This is a genomic window from Mycobacterium colombiense, from assembly GCF_001953985.1.
Classification (GTDB): domain Bacteria; phylum Actinomycetota; class Actinomycetes; order Mycobacteriales; family Mycobacteriaceae; genus Mycobacterium; species Mycobacterium colombiense_B.
The window spans coordinates 63,278-82,760 of the sequence record NZ_MBEI01000043.1; the positions used below are offsets into that span (position 1 = coordinate 63,278).

Genomic DNA, 19,483 nt, shown 5'->3' on the forward strand with positions numbered 1-19,483 from the left:
ACCATGGACCCCATGAGGCAAAGGATTCTCGTCGTCGATGACGACGCTTCGCTCGCCGAGATGTTGACCATCGTGTTGCGGGGTGAGGGTTTCGACACCGCGGTCATCGGTGACGGCACCCAGGCCCTGACTGCGGTGCGCGAGCTGCGCCCCGATCTGGTGCTGTTGGACCTGATGCTGCCCGGCATGAACGGCATCGACGTGTGCCGGGTGTTGCGCGCCGACTCCGGCGTGCCGATCGTGATGCTGACCGCCAAGACCGACACCGTCGACGTGGTCTTGGGCCTCGAGTCGGGTGCCGACGACTACATCATGAAGCCGTTCAAGCCGAAGGAACTGGTGGCCCGGGTGCGGGCGCGGCTGCGGCGCAACGACGACGAGCCCGCCGAGATGCTGTCCATCGCCGACGTCGAGATCGACGTGCCGGCGCACAAGGTCACGCGCAACGGCGAGCAGATCTCCCTGACGCCGCTGGAATTCGACCTGCTGGTGGCGTTGGCGCGCAAACCGCGGCAGGTGTTTACTCGTGATGTGCTGCTCGAACAGGTGTGGGGCTATCGTCACCCGGCGGATACCCGCCTGGTGAACGTGCACGTCCAGCGTCTGCGCGCCAAGGTTGAGAAAGACCCTGAAAACCCGACCGTAGTGTTGACCGTTCGAGGAGTGGGTTACAAGGCCGGACCTCCGTGACCGGCGGCGACGTTGTAAAGCGTCGCGTTAGGGAGGAGCACCTGCAGTGATCTGGGGCTCCCGGCGACGCACTCGAAGCCGCTGGGGACGCTCCGGCCCCATGACTCGTGGCATGGGCGCGGTGAGCCGCGCCGTGGCCATTGCCTGGCGGCGCTCGCTGCAGCTGCGGGTGGTGGCGCTGACCCTGGGGCTGTCCCTGGCGGTCATCTTGGCGCTCGGCTTCGTATTGACCAGTCAGGTCACCAATCGCGTGCTCGACGTCAAGGTCAAGGCCGCCATCGAGCAGATCGAGCGGGCGCGCACCACCGTGGGCGGGATCGTCAACGGGGAAGAGGCGCGCTCGTTGGACAGCAGCCTGCAGCTGGCGCGCAACACGCTGACCTCCAAGACGGACCCGGCCTCGGGTGCGGGGATGGCCGGCGCCTTCGACGCGGTGCTGATGGTGCCGGGCGACGGCCCGCGCGCCGCGACCACCGCGGGGCCCGTCGACCAGGTGCCCAGTTCCCTGCGCGGCTTCGTCAAGGCGGGGCAGGCGGCCTACCAATACGCCGCGGTGCACACCGACGGGTTCTCCGGGCCGGCGCTGATCGTCGGCACGCCGGCGTCGTCTCAGGTGGCCAACCTGGAGCTGTACCTGATCTTCCCGCTGAAGAACGAGCAGGCCACCATCCAGCTGGTGCGCGGCACCATGATCACCGGCGGCGCGGTGTTGCTGGTGCTGCTGGCCGGGATCGCGCTGCTGGTGTCGCGGCAGGTGGTGGTGCCGGTGCGATCGGCGTCGCGCATCGCCGAGCGGTTCGCCGAAGGGCATCTGTCCGAACGCATGCCGGTGCGTGGCGAGGACGACATGGCGCGGCTGGCCATGTCGTTCAACGACATGGCCGAGAGCCTGTCGCGCCAGATCACCCAGCTGGAGGAGTTCGGTAATCTGCAGCGCCGCTTCACTTCTGACGTGAGCCACGAACTGCGCACCCCGCTGACCACGGTGCGAATGGCCGCCGACCTGATCTATGACCACAGCGCGGATCTGGACCCGACGCTGGCACGCTCCACCGAGCTGATGGTCAACGAGCTCGACCGGTTCGAGTCGCTGCTCAACGACCTGCTCGAAATCTCCCGGCACGACGCCGGTGTCGCCGAGCTTTCCGTCGAGGCGGTCGACCTGCGCACCACCGTGCAGAGCGCGCTGGGCAACGTGGGACACCTGGCCGAAGACGCCCGGATCAAACTGCTGGTGGACCTGCCGGCCGAAGAGGTGATCGCCGAGGTCGACACCCGTCGGGTGGAGCGGATCCTGCGCAACCTGATCGCCAACGCGATCGACCACGCCGAACGCAAACCGGTCCAGATCCGGATGGGCGCCGACGAGGACACGGTCGCCGTCACGGTCCGCGACTACGGCGTCGGGCTGCGCCCGGGGGAGGAGAAGCTGGTGTTCAGCCGGTTCTGGCGGGCCGACCCCTCGCGGGTGCGCCGCTCCGGCGGCACGGGCCTGGGCCTGGCCATCAGCATCGAGGACGCGCGACTGCACCAGGGCCGGCTGGAGGCGTGGGGCGAACCGGGTCAGGGCTCGTGCTTCAGGCTGACACTGCCGCTGGTGCGCGGTCACAAGGTCACCACCAGCCCGCTGCCCATGAAGCCTATTCCGCCGACCGCCGCGACCGGCCCGCAGCACGCGAAAGACCGTCCGCGCCAACACGAACACGCCGAAAGAAGCCTGTGATGCGGCGGTTGTTGGGCCTGCTGATGCTGGTCATGCTGCTCGCGGGCTGCGCGGGGGTGCCCAGCTCGTCGGCGCCACAGGCCATCGGCACCGTCGAGCGGCCGGCGCCGTCGAACCTACCCAAGCCCACCCCGGGCATGGACCCCGACGTGCTGCTGCGCGAATTCCTCAAGGCCACAGCCGATCCCGCGAACCGGCACCTGGCCGCCCGCCAGTTCCTCACCCAGTCGGCCTCCAATGCCTGGGACGACGCCGGTAGCGCGCTGCTGATCGACCACGTGGTATTCGTCGAAACCCGTGCGGCCGAACGAGTTTCGGCGACCATGCGGGCCGACATGCTGGGCTCGCTGTCCGACATGGGTGTGTTCGAGACCGCCGAGGGTGTGCTGCCCGACCCCGGGCCGATCGAATTGGTCAAGACCCCCGGCGGCTGGCGCATCGACCGGCTGCCCAACGGCGTCTTCCTGGACTGGCAGCAGTTCCAGTCCACCTACAAACGCAACACGCTCTACTTCGCCGACCCGACCGGCAAGACGGTGGTTCCCGATCCGCGTTACGTCGCGGTGCCCGACCACGACCAGTTGGCCACCGAGCTGATCTCCAAGTTGATCGGCGGCCCGCGCCCCGAGATGGCGCACACGGTCCGCAATCTGCTCGCCCCGCCGCTGCGGCTGCGCGGGCCGGTGACCCGGGCCGACGGCGGCAAGAGCGGCATCGGGCGCGGATACGGCGGGGCGCGCGTCGACCTGGAGAAGCTGTCCACCACCGATCCGCACAGCCGGCAATTGCTTGCGGCACAGATCATTTGGACCTTGGCCAGGGCCGACATCCGCGGCCCGTACGTGATCAGCGCCGACGGCGCGCCGCTGGACGACCGGTTCCGCGACGGGTGGACCACCTCCGACGTCGCGGCCACCGATCCGGGCGCGGCCGACGGCGCGGGCGCGGGGCTGCACGCCCTGGTGAACGGCTCGCTGGTGTCGCTGGACGGCCAGCACGCCGTGACGGTGCCCGGCGCGTTCGGGCGCGTGGGCGATCAGACCGGGGCCGCGCTGTCGCGGACCGGTCGGCAGGTGGCGTCGGTGGTGACGCTGCACCGCGGCGCCCCGGACATGGCGGCGTCCCTATGGATCGGTGACCTCGGCCAGGAAGCCGTGCAGGCCGCGGACGGGCACAGCCTGTCGCGGCCCACCTGGTCGGTGGACGACGTGGTCTGGGTGGTGGTCGACGGCAACAACGTGCTGCGGGCGATCCAGGAGCCGGCCTCCGGACAACCCGCGCGCCTTCCGGTGGATTCCGTGGCGGTCGCGACCCGGTTCCCCGGGCCGATCACCGACCTGCAGCTGTCCCGCGACAGCACCCGCGCCGCGATGGTGATCGGGGGCCAGGTGATTCTCGCCAGCGTCGAGCAGACCCAGGCCGGGCAGTACGCCCTGACCTTCCCGCGCCGGCTCGGTTTCGGGTTGGGCAATTCGGTGGTGTCGCTGTCGTGGCGCACCGGTGACGACCTCGTGGTGACCCGCACCGACGCCAGCCACCCGGTGTCCTACGTGAACATCGACGGGGTGAACTCCGACGCGCCGCCGCACGGTTTGCAGATGCCGGTGACGACGGTGGTCGCCAACCCGTCGACGGCCTACGTCGCGGGTCCCCAAGGGGTGCTGCAGTATTCGCCGTCGGCCGACGGTCAGCAGGGCTGGTCGGAGGTGCCGGGCCTGACGGTGCCCGGGGCGGCCCCGGTGCTGCCGGGCTGACACATCGGCAGTATGTAAGCGAACGATCACCGCGGGGTGCTGATCGACCAGGTAGTTCCAAATTCGGCGCGCGCCATCGTAATCCGCATGGCCCGGGTGCACAGCGTCGCCAGCCGGGCGCGCGCTCAGTGTAGCGACCTGCCGATCCGAAAAGCGCTGAATCGGACCAGCTTCGGCGCTAGCTATAAGACCTCCAAGTCAAGGCGTGGACATCACGGTACGAGCGCGGTTGCTGGGCGCCTAGCCGGATTGTGCGTCGCATTGGACGGAGTGCGCATACTTCCCGTCGCGGCACGGCGCAGCGGTGACAATGGGATTTAACGTGGTTGATGCGCAGGCGGGAGGAGGTGACCAGGTGTTTGATGACGACACCCGAGCCAAAATCATTGCTAATAAGAACAATTGGGATGCCCGCGCGCCCATCCATGTGGCCAGCGAGTTCTATGGGGTTGGCGATCGAGATCCGATGAGCTGGTTCGCTCCGTTCGAATGGCGCGATCTCGGCCGGCTCGCCGGTCGCGAAGTCCTGCACTTGCAATGTCACTTGGGCGTGGAGACTATGGCGTTCGCGATCAAAGGCGCGCGCACCACCGGACTGGATTTCTCGAATGTCTCACTGCAGGCAGCGCGGCGGATCGCTCGCGACGCGGACCTGACAATCGATTACGTGCACGCTGATGTCTACGACGCTGTAAAAGCGCTGGGGGCGGAACGCTTTGACATCGTCTACACGGGCAAGGGTGCGCTGTGCTACCTGCCCGACCTGGACGCGTGGGCGCGAACCGTTGCGAGGCTGCTCAAGCGCGGCGGCTTCCTTTACCTCGTGGAATTCCATCCGCTGCTCAACGCGCTCGGCCCCACCCAAAATACAAGCCCGGCTCCAGATTTGGTGATCCGCCACGATTATCTTGGCGGTCGTGGATCCGTCGAACGCGACAGCAGCCATAGTTACACGGACGGCCCGGGCCTGGCCGGCGACACCGTGCACTACGAGTGGCCACACGGCTTAGGTGAAGTCATCACCGCCATAGCGCAAAGCGGGTTCACCATCGAAAGCCTCACCGAGACATGCCTTCTTCCCTGGCAGCGCTGGCCGCAGATGGTTCGAGCCGGCAACGGCTGGTGGGCGATGCCGGAAAGCGAGCCGCGATTCCCGGTTGTCTACGGGCTCAAGGCAATCAAACGCCAGCGTGGATGCCGGCCGGTCCGAGACTAGGGTATCGCGTCCACCTCGGGCAGGCTCTGGCCAGTTCGCGCACGCCTCTGGACAGATCACGCAGACTTCCTCCGACCGCGTAGCGCAGCAAAGTTGGCGCCACTAGCGTCGCGTCCGCAGGTGTCGAGAAGGGACCCGCGAACGATGGAAAAGGACAAACCGGGGACGGACGGACCGACGGCGGAGGCGTCGAAGGCGCACCTCTGGACACCGGCAAAGGAGTTCGAGGACTTTGCCCGGGTCTGCTGCGGCCGGCCACACCTGAATCTGCTGGCCGATCCCGATTCGTTTTCGGTGACCCAACGGGTGGGCCGGATGGGTCCGGTCACTTTGTCCGAGATAGCCGTCGGATCCGACCTGCCCATGGATGGCGGCCAGGTATGCGGCAGCTATCGCGTGATCGTGGTGCAGGCGGGCCACACGGAGGTTGAACACAGCGGCCGGACCGTCATCGGCGGTCCGGGCAGTGCGGCCGTGTTCGCGCCGGAGGGTCTCGGCAAAGGGCAATGGGACGCCGGAAGCAGAATAATCTGCTTGAAGATCGACCGTTTCGCGGTCGATGATGCCCTCAGCGATGCACTGGGTCGGCAGGTGACGTCTCAGGTCGACTTCACGCCGCTCATGCCGACCGATGCGGCGCCGACTCAGAGTTGGATCAACATGCTGGTGTCGTTCAAGGAGCAGTTCTTCCGGCCCCACAGCGTGCTGAACCAACCGCTGGCCGGACTGCCATTCGTCGACGGCCTGGTGCGCGGGTTCTTGCTCGCCGCCGAGCATCCCCACCTCGACGCCCTGACCGGAGGCGACCGACTGGCGGCACCGCGCGCGATACGTAACGCGATCGAGATGATCGAAGAGGAAGCACACTTGCCATTGACGCTGTCCTCGATCGCCACCCGAAGCCACATAAGTGTCCGCACGTTGCAGCTGGGTTTCCAGCGCCATTTGGGCACATCGCCGATGGCATATCTGCGTGAGGTTCGGCTGCGCCGGGCGCACGAAACCTTGCTGAGGTCCGACCCATCGATGGATACCGTGGCTTCGGTCGCTTACCGCTGGGGCTTCAGCAACCTCGGTAGGTTCGCCGCAGCGCACGCGGCTCGCTATCGTGAGACTCCTACCGAGACGTTGCGCCGCAGAGTGGTCCAGCGCAGCGCACCGGATCTTGTGATCCGCACCAGGACCGCATAGCCGTGCCGAAGGAGAGGTCCGCCATGGGGGACCGGATGGCAGATGCCGCGGTGACAGTAGACGAAAACGCGTGGGTTTCGGTGGGGTCGGTGGATGACTTTGCCGAGCTGCGGAAAAGCCAGATGGAGTCGTCGGCCCACTGGTGGCCCGAGATCGGGCCACTTGGCGGCACGAACTCTTTTGCGTTCACACACCGTATGCGCCGGTTCGGTCCGATCACCGTCCTGGACGTGGACTTTCACGACAGCGTATGGGTAAATGGCGGTGAGCTGCGTCCTCATTATCACGTCACTCTGCCGGTCGTCTCGCCCCCGGCCATGGACGCTAATCTCCGCATCGCCGCGGAGCCTGGCTCAGTCGCGGTTTATCGACCCGAGGGCAACGCCGGCGTGGACGGTTACGTCGGCCGTCTATTGGCGGTGATGATCGACCGTCACGCCGTCGAAGACGCCTTGGCGGATGCGGTCGGGCGTCCGGTAACTTCCCAGATTGACTTCGAGCCCATCATGCAAACCACCACTCAAGCCGTCCGCAGCTGGATTGCCATGGTGTCGGTATTCACCGAGCAGCTGTTTCGGCCTCGCAGTGTCCTGCACGAGCCGATGGTCGGGATGCCCTTCGTCGATAGCGTGGTCCGCGGTCTCTTGCTGGCCACGGACCACGCAAACCGCACAACCTTGGCGGGCGAGGCGCCCGAACCTCCGCCGCGCGCCATCGGCGCGGCAATCGAGGTCATCGAGGCCGAACCGGATCGGCCGTGGACGGTCTCGACGTTGGCCTCGCGCAGCTGTGTCAGCGTCCGTTCGCTACAGCAAGGCTTCCAGCGCCACCTGGGCACCACCCCGATGGCATACCTTCGCGAGGTCCGGCTGCGCCGGGCTCACCAGGCCCTGCTCGAGTCGGACCCATCGACCGCTACCGTGGCCTCGGTTGCTTACCGCTGGGGCTTCAGCAACCTCGGCAGGTTCGCTGCCGCACACACCGCTCGCTACCGCGAGCCACCGGTGGAGACGTTGCGCCGCAGTGCTTAGTTGACAAGCCGACCTCACACGTAGCGATTGATATCCCTCAACTGCGCCACGACGGACGCCGAGGCGATCGGTTTTCCGTGCTGGTCGGCCAGGTCCGCCCCGACCACCGCCGCGGTACTTGTCAGCGTCAGCACCCGGGCGGTGGCGACAAACAAGCTTCCCGTCCCCGCCCGCAAATAGTTCACCGTCATCGTCAGCGTCGGCAACCCGTGGCCCGTCATCAGGGTGCCACAGTGGGTCGCAGCTTGATCTAGCATCTCCGCGATGGATCCACCGCTGAGGCTATCGAACGACGTGAAGCGGTCAGGTCCGGGGCGATACGAGACGTTCAAGCACTTGTCTTGGCGTGACCCTGTTTCAAATCGGGCGTTCAGCGCCGAAAGCTGGGGCGGCAGTGAGTTATTCATCGCAACGATCCACTCTGGCTCGGAAAGCGCTGCTCCGGATTCGCCGAACAGTCGTCGATAGCTATCCCGACTCGACGTGAGGCTATTTTGCATCGACGGTCCGCTTCTGATCATCCGTTTCGCGAATATGGTTGTGCTCTAGGCACGGCGGCGGCTCATGACCCGATTGAGCTGGAACCCACCCCAGCTTTGGTCCGAGTTGCTCGGCCATGTCGGTGATGATTTGCACCTGATCGTCTTCGTCAAAGCCGTGCGGTAAAGCGAAGGCCACCTCGTCGACGCGCTGAAATCCACGGTGGGCGTGCAGCGCTTCGGCGAGTTCCGCGGATGTGCCGACGTAGTCGGGCGACACGATCATGCCACGCGGACCTTGAGGTTGCACGGTGCGGTCGATGCGGCTTCGGGCGTAGGCCCGGTACCGATCTACCTGTCTGGCCGACGCGGAGTCGGTCGGGATAACCACCAATGCCTGTGCCACACGGGCGGTTTCGGGACTGGGATGGTGTGCGCGGAATGCGTCGATGTGCGTTGCCTGGATCGTGGCGAAGTCACGCGATTGGGTGCCTTCGCTGCTGACCAGATTGGCGGTGAGATAGTTGAGGCCGTTAAGCCCGGCCCACACCGCGGACTGCATCCCGCCGCCGTACCAGACGCGGCCGGCCAGCCCGGGGGAATGGGGCTGGACTCGGCGGAAGAAATCGTCGTGGCCCAAGGTCCCCTCGAAATCGCTGACTGGTTCACCGCGCAGGCACGCCAGCAATCGTGCTACCCGCCCCTTGGAGAAGTCCTCCACCTCGTGGGTCTCGGGATACAGCGCGGCTTTGAAGTGTTCGTAGAGGAGTGGCGTGCCGACCGAGACGCCCGGATTGAGTCGTCCACCGGACAGGACGTCGACGGTTGCCAGATCTTCGGCCAGCCGCAGTGGGTTCTCGAGGCCCAGCGGGATTACCGCGGTACCCAACTCGATTCGGCGGGTGCGCTGGCTGGCGGCGGCCAGCAGTGCCACCGGCGACGAGATGCCGGGTTGTAGATGCCGTTGTCGTACCCAAACACTGTCGAAGCCCAGGACCTCGGCGCGCTCGATCATCCGCAGTGTCTCCTCGTGGCCGGATCCCGGATCGGCGGGGTCGAATCGGCCGATGGTGAGGAAACCCATTCTGCGCAAGGCCATCCCGCGCTCAGGCATGCCTTCGAAGGTATTGTGTCGGCTGCATCCCGACTAGCCGAAAGACGCAGTGGTACGGCCAGATTGCGCCTAGCGCGGATATGTTCTGCGGTGCAGGGTCGCCGAGGGCGTCTCACCGTACCGGTTTGCATGCGCGGTAGCGAACCGGCCGAGATTGGTGAAGCCCCAGCGGTAAGCAACGGAGGACACCGTGACCTCCGTTGGGTCGGCCTCCTGCAGCGTCTGATGTGCGCGACGCAGTCGGACTTCGCGCAGATATGCCATCGGCGACATGCCCAGATAGCTGCGGAAGCCTTCTTGGAGGGAACGGACACTGACGTGGCTACGCGCCGCAAGCGAGGAGACGGTCGTCGGCAGGTGGGCCTCACCTTCGATGATGTCGATCGCCACGCGGATAGTGCGAGGAGGAGCATGCCAGACCCCGGTTGCGACGGCTTCGCGGTGCGGGTGATCGATGGCCAGTAAGAATCCGCGCACGAGGCTGTCGACATATGGACCCGCGACCAATGGTTGATGAATGAGGCTGTCGGGCCGGGAGAACTGCTCCGCGAACAGCATCAGCATGTTGACCCAGCTCCGTGTCGGCGCGGCATCGATCGGCGTGATGGGTGCGAAGTCCACTTGCGACTTCAAGGATCGACCGAGTGCATCACCGAGAGCGTCGTCGACAGCGCCACGGTCGATCCTCACGCCCAACATCCTGCTGTCCGCCACCCAACGCGCTGCACCGTAACCCTCCGGCTGGTACACGGCAACGGTGCCGGCACCGGTGCACAGCGAAAGCCCGCTGTGAATGGATTTGAGGCGGCCCGACTGCACCACATTGATGCGATATCCGCTGCAGTGCTCGCCGGAATCCATGAATACGTCTGAGCCGGTGATGAATTCGCTGAAGGCGATCGGTCCCATCCGGCCCGTCCGCTGGGTGAGCGAAAAAGTGTCTAAGTTACCCTGCAGCTTGAGGTGGGGTTCTTGGCAGCACAGAACGGCGAAGTCGTCGAGCGAATTCGTCGTCGTCCATCCATCGGTGTCCGAAACCCCAGCTGTCCGCGGGTCGATCACTCGGTCAGCCTTTCCACCTTCTGCGGCACCATCGCGTCGGCGAGCCACCGTCGATGCCAGTGTCGAGGGTACGCCGCAGCGACACAAGCCGGAATCCGGTAGCCCGCGCTATCCGGCCAGAGCGTTGCGTGCCGTGGCTAGGCGGCACTGGATGGGCTCATTAGCGTTTCCCTTGCTTACCCGATTGAGCGAGGTTGGAGTCATGAGCATTGATCAAACGTTGTCGGATGACAACACATATGTGCTCGGTCATGTCGACGCCGAGATCCAGCGCTTGTTGTTGCAGGGTCGTCTGCACAACGACTTCACCGAGCACGTACTGCGTCTGGCCGGTCTGCGGCCCGGAATGCGGGTGCTGGATGTGGGCTGTGGCCCGGGTGATGTGTCGATCATCGCCGCGCGGCTGGTGGGGCCCGACGGCGCGGTACTGGGCGTGGATGCGGCTGCCGACGTCATCGAGCTCGCGCGCACGCGTGCCAAAGACCACGGGCTTGAAACCGTGAGCTTCGAGGCAACTGCGATCGATGACATTTCCTTAACCGAGCCCGTCGATGCAGTGGTCGGGCGGTTGATCCTCATGCACCTGCCCGATCCCGTCGCAGCGCTGCGCCGCCTCGCTTCCATGGTGCGTCCCGGTGGCCTCGTCGCATTTTGTGAATCCGACGTCAACGGCGCATACAACGTCGGCGGCCTACCCCTGTTTGCAGCGATGAAAGCGACTGTGGCCGAGGCCTTTAAGGCCGCGGGCCTTGATCCGTGCTTCGGGGCGAAACTACCGACGCTGTTCCGGCGCGCCGGTCTGCGTGCACCGCGGCTGGCGCTCGGCGCACCGCTGGGCGGGGCCGACGACACCGACATCGCGACTTATGTGGCGGAGACTTGGCGCTCGATTTTTCCTTTGGCTGAGCGGCTCGGTTTGGTTCCGGCCGAGCTGGCCGATCTCGACACGGTAAGGCATCGCTTGCAAGGCGAAATCGCCGCCGCACAGGCCGTGGCGGTAATGCCTCCGCTGATTTGCGCCTGGACCGAGATATAGCCCCCTGCATGTGCTCTGGATGACGAAAGTGGCTGCATCGCTGGGAACGCGACCCGCCGCCTTTCTGCGGGCGCTCGGGCTCCGGGAACGCTGCTTGTACCGCTACTCCGTGCGCAATCCGCTACTGTTCGTCCTGGCCGCCGAATTCGACGCGGCCCTCGACGCCCATCTGATCGGCGATGCGCTTTACGCCGTGCAGTGCCGGCATCCATTGCTATCAGCACACGTCGAAGACGACCCCGACGCGGGGTTGGGGTTCTACCGCGCCGACGCCGTGGCATCGATAGGCCTGACGTTCCTGCGCGACGCCGAGCAAGATTGGCAAGCTATCGCCGCCCAGGAACTCACGCGGCCCTTCGATCCTGCCACCGCTCCACTCATGCGGGCAACGCTTGTCACTCAAGCTAATTCGTCGACTTTGCTGCTCACATTCGATCACGTGATCTCCGACGGCATTTCCTCCGTCTTGGTGCTCAACGACCTGCTTGCCGCACTCAACGGTCAACCACTGCCGCCGCTGCCACTACCGGATTCGCTGGAAGACCTGGCAACTCGTAGATTCGATCCTGTCCAGATCACCGCCATCCCAACTGATGCCGGCGATCCGCGCATGGGTGTGCCGACAACCATCCGGGCTTTTGATGCGAGTCCGCCGTACTCGCACCGGGTTGCCATGGACCACGATGCCACTGCGCGGCTCGTTGCGCGGTGCCGGGAAGAACGCACAACGGTGCATGCAGCGATCGTCGCAGCCGCCTCCCGCGTGCGCGGCGCAGTGTGTGACGAAGATTTCGTCCGCACCTACAGCCCGATAAATGCCAGGAACCTTGTCGCCCAAGGGCCCGGCTGCTGCTTATCCATCTCCTTCGCATGTACCGGGATGGCGCCGGGGGATGGCAGCGCGTTTTGGTGCCAGGCGCGCCAGACCGGTGACCTGCTGAAGGGCATGAGGTCTTCTGCCGCACTGATGCTCGGTTCGGCGGTAATCGAAGAATACTTACCGATCGACGCCGACTGCGGCGCCGCGGAACACTTTCTTCGCACCGTGTTGCCCTTTGAACTGACGATCACCAACTTGGGTGTGCAGAGCGTGCCTGCCTCTCGACCGATTCGGCCACGAGCCATCTGGGGTCCGGTCGTGCTGACACAGATCGCAGGGGAATATGTGACCGGGGTCGTCACCTACGACGGGCAGCTGAGGATGACCACTTGCACGCACACGCCCACGGCGCAGTTCCTCGAAAATGTCTGCGAGATACTCGTATACGAATCGTGATATCGACGTTGAGAGGTTCGCGTCGAGCTTGCACCGCATCGCACTGGGCCGTGCGCGGTATGGCCAACACCCTGCGTACGGCGGGTAGTCGTCCCGCCGGTGCGTACCTAGCGTTAGCGGTATGACTAACCCAGCGATCGTCATCCTTCCCCGTAGGTGAATAGCCATGGCGTTGTTGTGGTGGGACACAACCAGTCTTATCTGGCGGACCGCCGAGAACAGTTGCAGGAGAAAAGCGTTGCGAACAACGGCCTCGGCGACCGCCGGTCGGCCGACCACGCAGCACCGAGTGCAGCGGTGTGCTCCAGATAGCCAGTCACCCCGCGAAGACTCCGATAGCGGCGATGTCTTTAAGGCGCTGGTCGAGTCGGGAATCTTCAGCAGGACCAATCCCGAGGCGGTGTCCGCCTGGGCCAAGCAGCTCGCACCCGAGCAGTTCGGGCCCGGATACGTCGTGGACACTCAGCGTGGTCCCGCGCGACGCCTGTACGTGATCATTGCCGGTAAAGCCAAGGTCACATACCGGGTTCCCGACGGTAGTGAAGTCATCCTGACGATCCTGGGACGGCACGAAACATTCGGCGTAGTAGCGCTTTTCGATCCGTGCTCGCCAGAAACCAGTGTAATCACCCTCACCGATATGCTGGCGGTGCCGATTGAACGCGATCAACTGATGACGTGGATGGTTGGACATCCCGAGATCAGCGAGCAGGTTCTGCGCCTTTTCGCCCGGTGGGCAGACGCAACGACGAACTCGCTGGCCGACTTCGCATTCGCGGATACCCAGGAGCGCATCGCGAGCCGACTGCTGTCTTTACGCAAACGGTTCGGCCGGCGGGAGGGCGATGTGGTGAGAGTGGTGCATGACCTGACATTGAAGGAGTTCGCTCGTCTCGTCGGCGTTGCACCGAGGACGACCGTTGCAATTCTGCGCGACTTCGAGGAGCGCGGCTGGATCCGGTTGGAGGACAACAGCGTTGTCATTGTCGACGGGCACGCGCTCGCGTCTTTGAGACTGATCAATACCTCGGAGGCGTCTTGTGCTTGATCGATTCACCCTGACGGATCTGAGTGTTCGGATGCTGGGGGCGCCGATGGCCGGAGGCCCGTCGACGCCTGAGCTGGCGGCCGCGGTGACCAGCGCCGGCGGACTCGGCTTTCTCGCGGCTGGCATGTCGTCGGCCGGAGACTTAGCCGACGCCATCGTCGCGGCGCGCAGGCTGACACCTGGTCCACTCGGGGTGAATCTCTTCGTGCCCCAACGGCCGGCGGGCGAGCCCGAACAGATCGCCGCGTTCGCCGCGGCGTTGGCTGAGGAGGCCGAATGCTACGGCATAGCTCTCGGTGAGCCATGTGGTGGCGACAACGAGTGGACCGCGAAACTCGAGGTGGTGTGCGACCTGCGGCCGGAGGTGGTGTCGTTCACGTTCGGCTCACCGAGCAAAGACGAGTGCCGGCGTCTCAAGGGTGTCGGGATCTTGAACCTCGCGACAATCACCACGATCCGCGAAGCGATGATTGCGCTGAGCGCCGGCGTGGATGCGTTGGTGGCCCAAGGTCCCGGTGCGGGCGGGCATCGCGCGACATTCGACGCGCTTGCCTCACCGCCCGGGCATCCGCTGGAGGATCTGGTCACCGCCCTGGTGAACTGTTTCGACTGTCCCGTCGTCGCGGCCGGGGGACTGGGAACATCTCGTGATGTCAGCCGGCTGCGCGCTGCCGGTGCCGCGGCGGTGCAACTAGGCACGGCGTTCTTGCTCGCCGACGAGGCCGGAACCAATCCGGTGCACAGGGCGGCATTGCGCGATCCGCGGTTCATCGAAACGGTGGTGACGCGCGTGTTCACCGGGCGGTACGCCCGCGCATTGCGTAACCGATTCATCGAAAAGCACGATGGCGAGGCGGTATTCGGCTTTCCCGACGTAGCGATGATGACCGCACCGATCCAGGCTGCCGCAGTGAAATTGGGCGATCCGCACGGCACCGCACTGTGGGCTGGTGCCGCCTTCCGTCATACGAAGACAGGCCCGGCCGCCGACATCGTGCGCGAGCTGGCCGGCTGATTACACAGAAAGAGATACCGCAATGGAATCAGGCGACGAGAAGGTCGCGATCATCACCGGCGCATCGCGCGGGATCGGTGCGGGCTTGGTCGAGGCATACCGCAAGCACGGTTACCGCGTGATCGCCAATTCGCGCACCATCACCGACTCGCCTCACCCCGAAGTCGTCACTGTCGCAGGCGATATCGCGGATCCCAACACAGCCGAGCGCCTTGTCGCGGCGGCGGTGGTTCGGTTTGGCCGGATAGACACGCTGGTCAACAACGCCGGTGTCTTCATCTCCAAGCCCTTCACCAAGTACCACCTCGAAGACTCTGCACGGGTGACGGCGGTGAACCTACTGGGCTTTGTTCACGTCACGCAGCGCGCCATCGACGTGATGCTCGCGCAGGGCAACGGCGGTCATGTGGTCAACATCACGACCACGCTGGTGGAGCACGCTCAGGGCAAGGTGCCGTCGGCGCTGACCGCGCTCACCAAGGGCGGCCTCACCGCAGTCACGAAATCGCTCGCCATCGAATACGCCGGGCACGGCATCCGCGTCAACGCCATATCGCCCGGCGTCATCGACACACCCATGCACGCCGGCGTCGATGCGCGCGCGTCTTACGCGGGGATGCATCCCCAAAACCGGATAGGCACCGTCGCCGACATCGTGCACGGTGCGCTCTACCTCGAAACGGCGCCCTTCGTCACCGGCGAGATCCTCCACGTCGACGGCGGACAGAGCGCGGGCCATTGACCACAACCGCTCGACCCGGAGTCAGGGAGGTAACGACAGATGTTAACTGCTGCAAGCAATGACGTGGACAACGAATTGGACCGGCGGGTCCGGGCGAACCAGGAGCGCCTGGCCGCTGACTTGAAACAGGACTACGACTTCATTGTCTGTGGTGCGGGATCGTCGGGCTGCGTTGTTGCCCGCCGCCTGGCCGAGGATCCCTCAGCCAACGTCCTGTTGCTGGAGGCGGGAGGTAGCGACGACATGCCGTGTGTCACCGAATCGAAGCTGTGGCATACGAATCTGGGCAGCGCGAGGGATTGGGCCTTCCAGGCGGAACCGAACCAGCACCTCAACGGCCGGACGCTGATGCTTTCGATGGGCAAGGTCCTCGGTGGCGGTTCGAGCATCAACCTGATGGCCTGGGCCCGTGGCCACCGGGCCGATTGGGACTTCTTCGCCGCCGCGTCGGGGAACGAGGCCTGGAGTTACGTGTCGGTCCTCGACATCTACCGGCGTATCGAGGACTGGCATGGAGTCCCAGACCCCGAACACCGGGGCAGCGGTGGACCTGTTTACGTGCAAGCCAAATGCGATCCTCATCCTGTCGGCCCAATCGTGCTGCAAGCCGCCGAATGTCTGGGTATCGGCCGCTTCGACCAGGCGAACGGAAAGATGATGGAAGGCAAGGGCGGTGCGGCGATCATCGAAGTTCGAGCTCGCGGCGGCAAACGGCGTTCGGTGTTCCGTTCGTACGCATATCCATACATGGACCGGCCTAACCTGACCGTGCTGCCGAATGCTCTCGTTCGGCGCGTGCTCATCGATGGGAGTCGGGCGACCGCAGTGGAGGTCTGTTACCGCGACGAACTCCGACGATTCCGGGCTGGCGCGGAAGTCGTGCTGTCGATGGGGGCAATCCATACCCCCAAAGTCCTTATGCTTTCCGGGATCGGCGACCAGGACGTCCTGCAGCCCTTGGGAATACCCGCCAAACACCATCTGCCTGGTGTGGGTCGTAACTTCCAAGACCACCTTGGCTTCTCATGCATCTGGGAAATCCCCTCCTGCCCTCCTGCCGATCAGCCGGGTGATGCTGTGATGTTCTGGCCGAGCAGGGACGACCGAGACGAGCCCGATCTGTTCGCATGCCAGGGAGCGATGCTGCTGGCAAGCCAGGAGAATGCCGCGCGATTCGGCCTACCCGACATGGGCTGGACGATGATCGGCGCGCTGACCCATCCCAGCAGCCGCGGCAGCGTGCTGTTGACGAGCCCAGATCCCGAGCAGCCCGCCAGGGTGATCCACAACGGTCTGTCACACCCCGACGATCTGCGCCTTGCCATGAAGTGCGTCGAGGACATGCGTGCTGTCGGCAATTCCGCGCTGCTGCGGACCCGGCCATTTTTCAAGCGCGAGATCATGCCTGGCCGTTTGAAGGGTGAAGACCTTGTGGGCTACCTCCGGGATGCCGCAATTACGTACTGGCACATGGCGGGCACGGCCAAGATGGGCCACGATTCGCTCTCGGTCGTTGACGGCAGCCTGAAGGTTCACGGCGTCGAAAACCTGCGAGTCGCCGATGCCTCAATCATGCCCAGAATCACCAGCGGAAACACGATGGCGCCCTGCGTGGTCATCGGCGAGCGCGCCGGCGACGAGATCAAGTCAGAACATGGGATGTCGGGCCTCGACGTGGCCGCGCTCCGCGACGCCGAATCCGTGAGTGGCTTGGACAGGTCGTGATGCCCATGCTCGAATCACCAACGCCTTTCTGGAGCGGGTGATGCTAGCGGCGCAGACGGACACCGTTGTGGCGGAACGTTTTCTACGCGTGGTGGGAATGATTGACTCGCCGGTTTCGCCGCTGCGGCCGGCGATGATGCTGCGGCTCGCCCAAGCCGGTGGTCCGCCGTCACGGCCATCGGCGACCGCCCGTAACGCAATCTGGCCAACCGTCCGCGCGCAGCGGATAGCTGGATTGGGTTGGGCTACATAGCGTTACCAGCAATGAGCGCTAACGGGAGCGAATCCAAGTTGCAGACCCTTGACGTCGACTTGACGGACGGCCGGTTCTACTCTGGCGGCGGCGCGCGCGACGCCTATCGCTGGATGCGCGCGAACCGGCCGGTGTTTCGTGACCGAAACGGGTTGGCCGCGGCGGCGACGTATCAGGCCGTCATCGATGCAGAGCGCAACCCGCGGCTGTTCATCAACGGCGGTGGCATCAGGCCCGAGTACCCGGGCAAGCCCTACATGGTCGAAATGGACGATCCGGAACATCTGTTGCGGCGCAGGCTGGTCAGCTCTGCGTTCACCGGCACACGGATACTGCGCAAGATGTCGTCCATCGGCAGGCTGTGCGACGAGCTGATCGATACGGTGTGTGAGTCAGGGGAGTGTGACTTCGTCCGTGACATCGCGGCGCCGCTGCCGATGGCGGTGATCGGCGACATGCTTGGTGTGTTGCCCGAGGACCGCGCGATGTTGCTGAAATGGTCCGACGATGTCGTGGGTGGCCCAAGCTCGCCGGACAACGCGCCATCGGTGCAAGCGGTGATGGACGCATTCGCCGAATACACAGCGTTCACTATGGACGTGATCGCCAAACGCCGGGCGGAGCCATCGAATGACTTGTTCAGTGTCCTGGTGAACGCGGAAATCGATGGGCGCAGGTTGTCGGATGACGAAATCGTCTACGAGTCACTACTGATTCTGATCGGCGGCGACGAGACCACCCGGCATACTCTCTCGGGCGGCGTCGAACAGTTGTTAAGGGATCGCCGCCAGTGGGAAGCGCTGCGCGAAGACCCCGATCTGGTATCTCTGGCGATCGAGGAGATGCTCCGGTGGACCTCGCCGATCAAGAACATGTGCCGCACCGTCACCGACCAGATCGAGTTTCACGGCACTCACCTGCGCGCTGGCGAAAAGATCATGCTCCTATTTGAGTCGGCCAATTTCGACGAAGCAATTTTCGGTGATCCCGAGGACTTCCGCATCGGCCGCAATCCCAACAAGCACTTGGCCTTTGGCTTCGGCACACATTTCTGCCTGGGCAGCCAGCTGGCGCGACTAGAACTCTCCCTCATGCTCACGGCACTGTTGCGCAGGCTGCCTGACTTGCGCCTGGCCGGCGAGGCCGAGTTGCCTCGGCGGTCGTCAAATTTCATCAGTGGGCCCGAGGCGATGCCGGTCGTATTCACGCCATCGAAACAATCTGTACCGCAATGATTTTAGAGATCTCGATACCCAGATACGTCGTCTGGCTATCGGCTATCAGCCAGCCTCTTAGCCCGACTGAAAGGAGAATGGTGTGTGCAGCCCTGATATTCGCCAGGCGGCGCCCGAAATGATCTTGTGGATGGTCCAATCGTCGCCGGTCCCGAGTCGGGTTGAGTAGACGATGCCGACTGACGCATTCGAAATGGCTTTGGTGCACCGCGTTTTCCGGTGCGAGCTCGAAATTGCTCCAGAGCTGATCCGCAGCGTGCAGCCCGGTCAGCATGGCCGCGCGAAGCGAGCGGCTGGCCACATCCAGAACGTGCTCGCTGCGTTGCATCACCACCACATGGCCGAAGACGAGCTGCTGTGGCCAAAGCTTTCGGCACGAATACCCGTGCACGCGAGAGACATTCGGTGTATGGAGACAGAGCACGAGTTCATTGCGAAGTCAGTGATCAGCGTCAAGTTGTGCCTGGCCGAGTGGGTCAGCGCAGCTGCGTCCCCAATAGTGCATCCTGCGGCCCAGGCGCGGGCCACGGACGTGTTGCTCGCCGAGCTCAAGTCGCTCGCGGAGTTGGTCGGTGAGCACCTCAGTGCTGAAGAGGAACGGGTCGTACCACTTGTCAACGAGAACCTGTCCGATGCCGAGTGGCGTGCGGTGACGGAACGGGGCGCCTCGTTCCTGACTGGCCGCAATATGTGGTTCGGCCTCGCCTTTGTCGCCATGGCGCTGGAGACATGCACGGCTGACGAGCGGCGACGCTTCCTGGCCGGCATGCCGCCACCGCAGAGGTGGCTGGTCAGGTTGTTTGCTCGACGAGTCGCGGAGGGTTATCGCGCTCGACTTGAGCGCATGGGGGACTAGGGCCAAACGTGACGGCTGCTCCTGTCACACCCGACCG

17 protein-coding genes are annotated in these 19,483 nt (G+C 64.6%); 14 read left to right on the forward strand and 3 right to left on the reverse strand.

Going from position 1 to position 19,483, the window contains the following annotated elements:
• Positions 1 to 3 precede the first annotated feature (3 nt).
• The 6 genes from mtrA (at position 4) to A5732_RS09345 (ending at position 7,605) form a co-directional block, all read left to right on the forward strand.
• On the forward strand, positions 4 to 690 hold the full coding sequence (gene mtrA, locus A5732_RS09320) for a two-component system response regulator MtrA (RefSeq protein ID WP_065054460.1): 687 nt from the start codon (positions 4 to 6) through the stop codon (positions 688 to 690).
• Between the two features lie 46 nt (positions 691 to 736).
• A complete protein-coding gene (gene mtrB / locus A5732_RS09325) occupies positions 737 to 2,413 on the forward strand; it encodes an MtrAB system histidine kinase MtrB (protein ID WP_076055942.1) in 1,677 nt (558 codons plus the stop codon).
• Entirely contained in the window at positions 2,413 to 4,167 is a 1,755-nt protein-coding gene (gene lpqB, locus A5732_RS09330) for an MtrAB system accessory lipoprotein LpqB (RefSeq protein ID WP_170880151.1), read from the forward strand. The genes mtrB and lpqB overlap by 1 nt, the downstream gene beginning before the upstream one ends.
• 322 nt (positions 4,168 to 4,489) lie before the next feature.
• Complete coding sequence (locus tag A5732_RS09335) at positions 4,490 to 5,383, forward strand: class I SAM-dependent methyltransferase (protein ID WP_253189032.1); 894 nt, start codon at positions 4,490 to 4,492, stop codon at positions 5,381 to 5,383.
• A 144-nt stretch (positions 5,384 to 5,527) separates the two neighbouring features.
• Complete coding sequence (locus tag A5732_RS09340; RefSeq protein ID WP_076102030.1) at positions 5,528 to 6,574, forward strand: AraC family transcriptional regulator; 1,047 nt, start codon at positions 5,528 to 5,530, stop codon at positions 6,572 to 6,574.
• Between the two features lie 35 nt (positions 6,575 to 6,609).
• Positions 6,610 to 7,605, forward strand: a complete 996-nt coding sequence (locus A5732_RS09345; RefSeq protein ID WP_171974992.1) for an AraC family transcriptional regulator — start codon at positions 6,610 to 6,612, stop codon at positions 7,603 to 7,605.
• A gap of 14 nt (positions 7,606 to 7,619) precedes the next feature.
• Here A5732_RS09345 and A5732_RS26755 read toward each other — a convergent pair whose 3' ends face one another.
• The 3 genes from A5732_RS26755 to A5732_RS09360 form a co-directional block, all read right to left on the reverse strand.
• On the reverse strand, positions 7,620 to 8,012 hold the full coding sequence (locus A5732_RS26755) for a PaaI family thioesterase (protein ID WP_171974993.1): 393 nt from the start codon (positions 8,010 to 8,012) through the stop codon (positions 7,620 to 7,622).
• An 82-nt stretch (positions 8,013 to 8,094) separates the two neighbouring features.
• Positions 8,095 to 9,198 carry an LLM class flavin-dependent oxidoreductase gene (locus A5732_RS09355; protein WP_081396012.1) on the reverse strand — a complete coding sequence of 368 codons (1,104 nt, stop codon included), beginning with the start codon at positions 9,196 to 9,198 and terminating at the stop codon, positions 8,095 to 8,097.
• Between the two features lie 69 nt (positions 9,199 to 9,267).
• Positions 9,268 to 10,260: a helix-turn-helix transcriptional regulator gene (locus A5732_RS09360; RefSeq protein ID WP_076102033.1), complete on the reverse strand. Its 993-nt coding sequence runs from the start codon at positions 10,258 to 10,260 to the stop codon at positions 9,268 to 9,270.
• A gap of 202 nt (positions 10,261 to 10,462) precedes the next feature.
• Between A5732_RS09360 and A5732_RS09365 the strand changes: the two genes are divergently transcribed.
• The 8 genes from A5732_RS09365 (at position 10,463) to A5732_RS09400 (ending at position 19,446) form a co-directional block, all read left to right on the forward strand.
• Positions 10,463 to 11,296 carry a class I SAM-dependent methyltransferase gene (locus A5732_RS09365; RefSeq protein ID WP_076102034.1) on the forward strand — a complete coding sequence of 278 codons (834 nt, stop codon included), beginning with the start codon at positions 10,463 to 10,465 and terminating at the stop codon, positions 11,294 to 11,296.
• Between the two features lie 28 nt (positions 11,297 to 11,324).
• Positions 11,325 to 12,572, forward strand: a complete 1,248-nt coding sequence (locus tag A5732_RS09370; protein ID WP_171974994.1) for a condensation domain-containing protein — start codon at positions 11,325 to 11,327, stop codon at positions 12,570 to 12,572.
• 166 nt (positions 12,573 to 12,738) lie between these two features.
• On the forward strand, positions 12,739 to 13,620 hold the full coding sequence (locus A5732_RS09375) for a Crp/Fnr family transcriptional regulator (protein ID WP_081396015.1): 882 nt from the start codon (positions 12,739 to 12,741) through the stop codon (positions 13,618 to 13,620).
• A 31-nt stretch (positions 13,621 to 13,651) separates the two neighbouring features.
• Positions 13,652 to 14,635 carry a nitronate monooxygenase gene (locus tag A5732_RS09380; RefSeq protein WP_076102035.1) on the forward strand — a complete coding sequence of 328 codons (984 nt, stop codon included), beginning with the start codon at positions 13,652 to 13,654 and terminating at the stop codon, positions 14,633 to 14,635.
• Positions 14,571 to 15,377, forward strand: coding sequence for an SDR family NAD(P)-dependent oxidoreductase (locus A5732_RS09385; RefSeq protein WP_364298345.1), 807 nt, complete (start codon positions 14,571 to 14,573; stop codon positions 15,375 to 15,377). Before A5732_RS09380 ends, A5732_RS09385 begins: the two co-directional genes overlap by 65 nt.
• A 108-nt stretch (positions 15,378 to 15,485) precedes the next feature.
• Positions 15,486 to 17,102, forward strand: a complete 1,617-nt coding sequence (locus A5732_RS09390) for a GMC family oxidoreductase (protein WP_253189035.1) — start codon at positions 15,486 to 15,488, stop codon at positions 17,100 to 17,102.
• Between the two features lie 264 nt (positions 17,103 to 17,366).
• A complete protein-coding gene (locus tag A5732_RS09395) occupies positions 17,367 to 18,590 on the forward strand; it encodes a cytochrome P450 (protein WP_076102038.1) in 1,224 nt (407 codons plus the stop codon).
• Positions 18,591 to 18,783: 193 nt separating this feature from the next.
• On the forward strand, positions 18,784 to 19,446 hold the full coding sequence (locus tag A5732_RS09400; RefSeq protein ID WP_253189036.1) for a hemerythrin domain-containing protein: 663 nt from the start codon (positions 18,784 to 18,786) through the stop codon (positions 19,444 to 19,446).
• Positions 19,447 to 19,483: the final 37 nt, after the last annotated feature.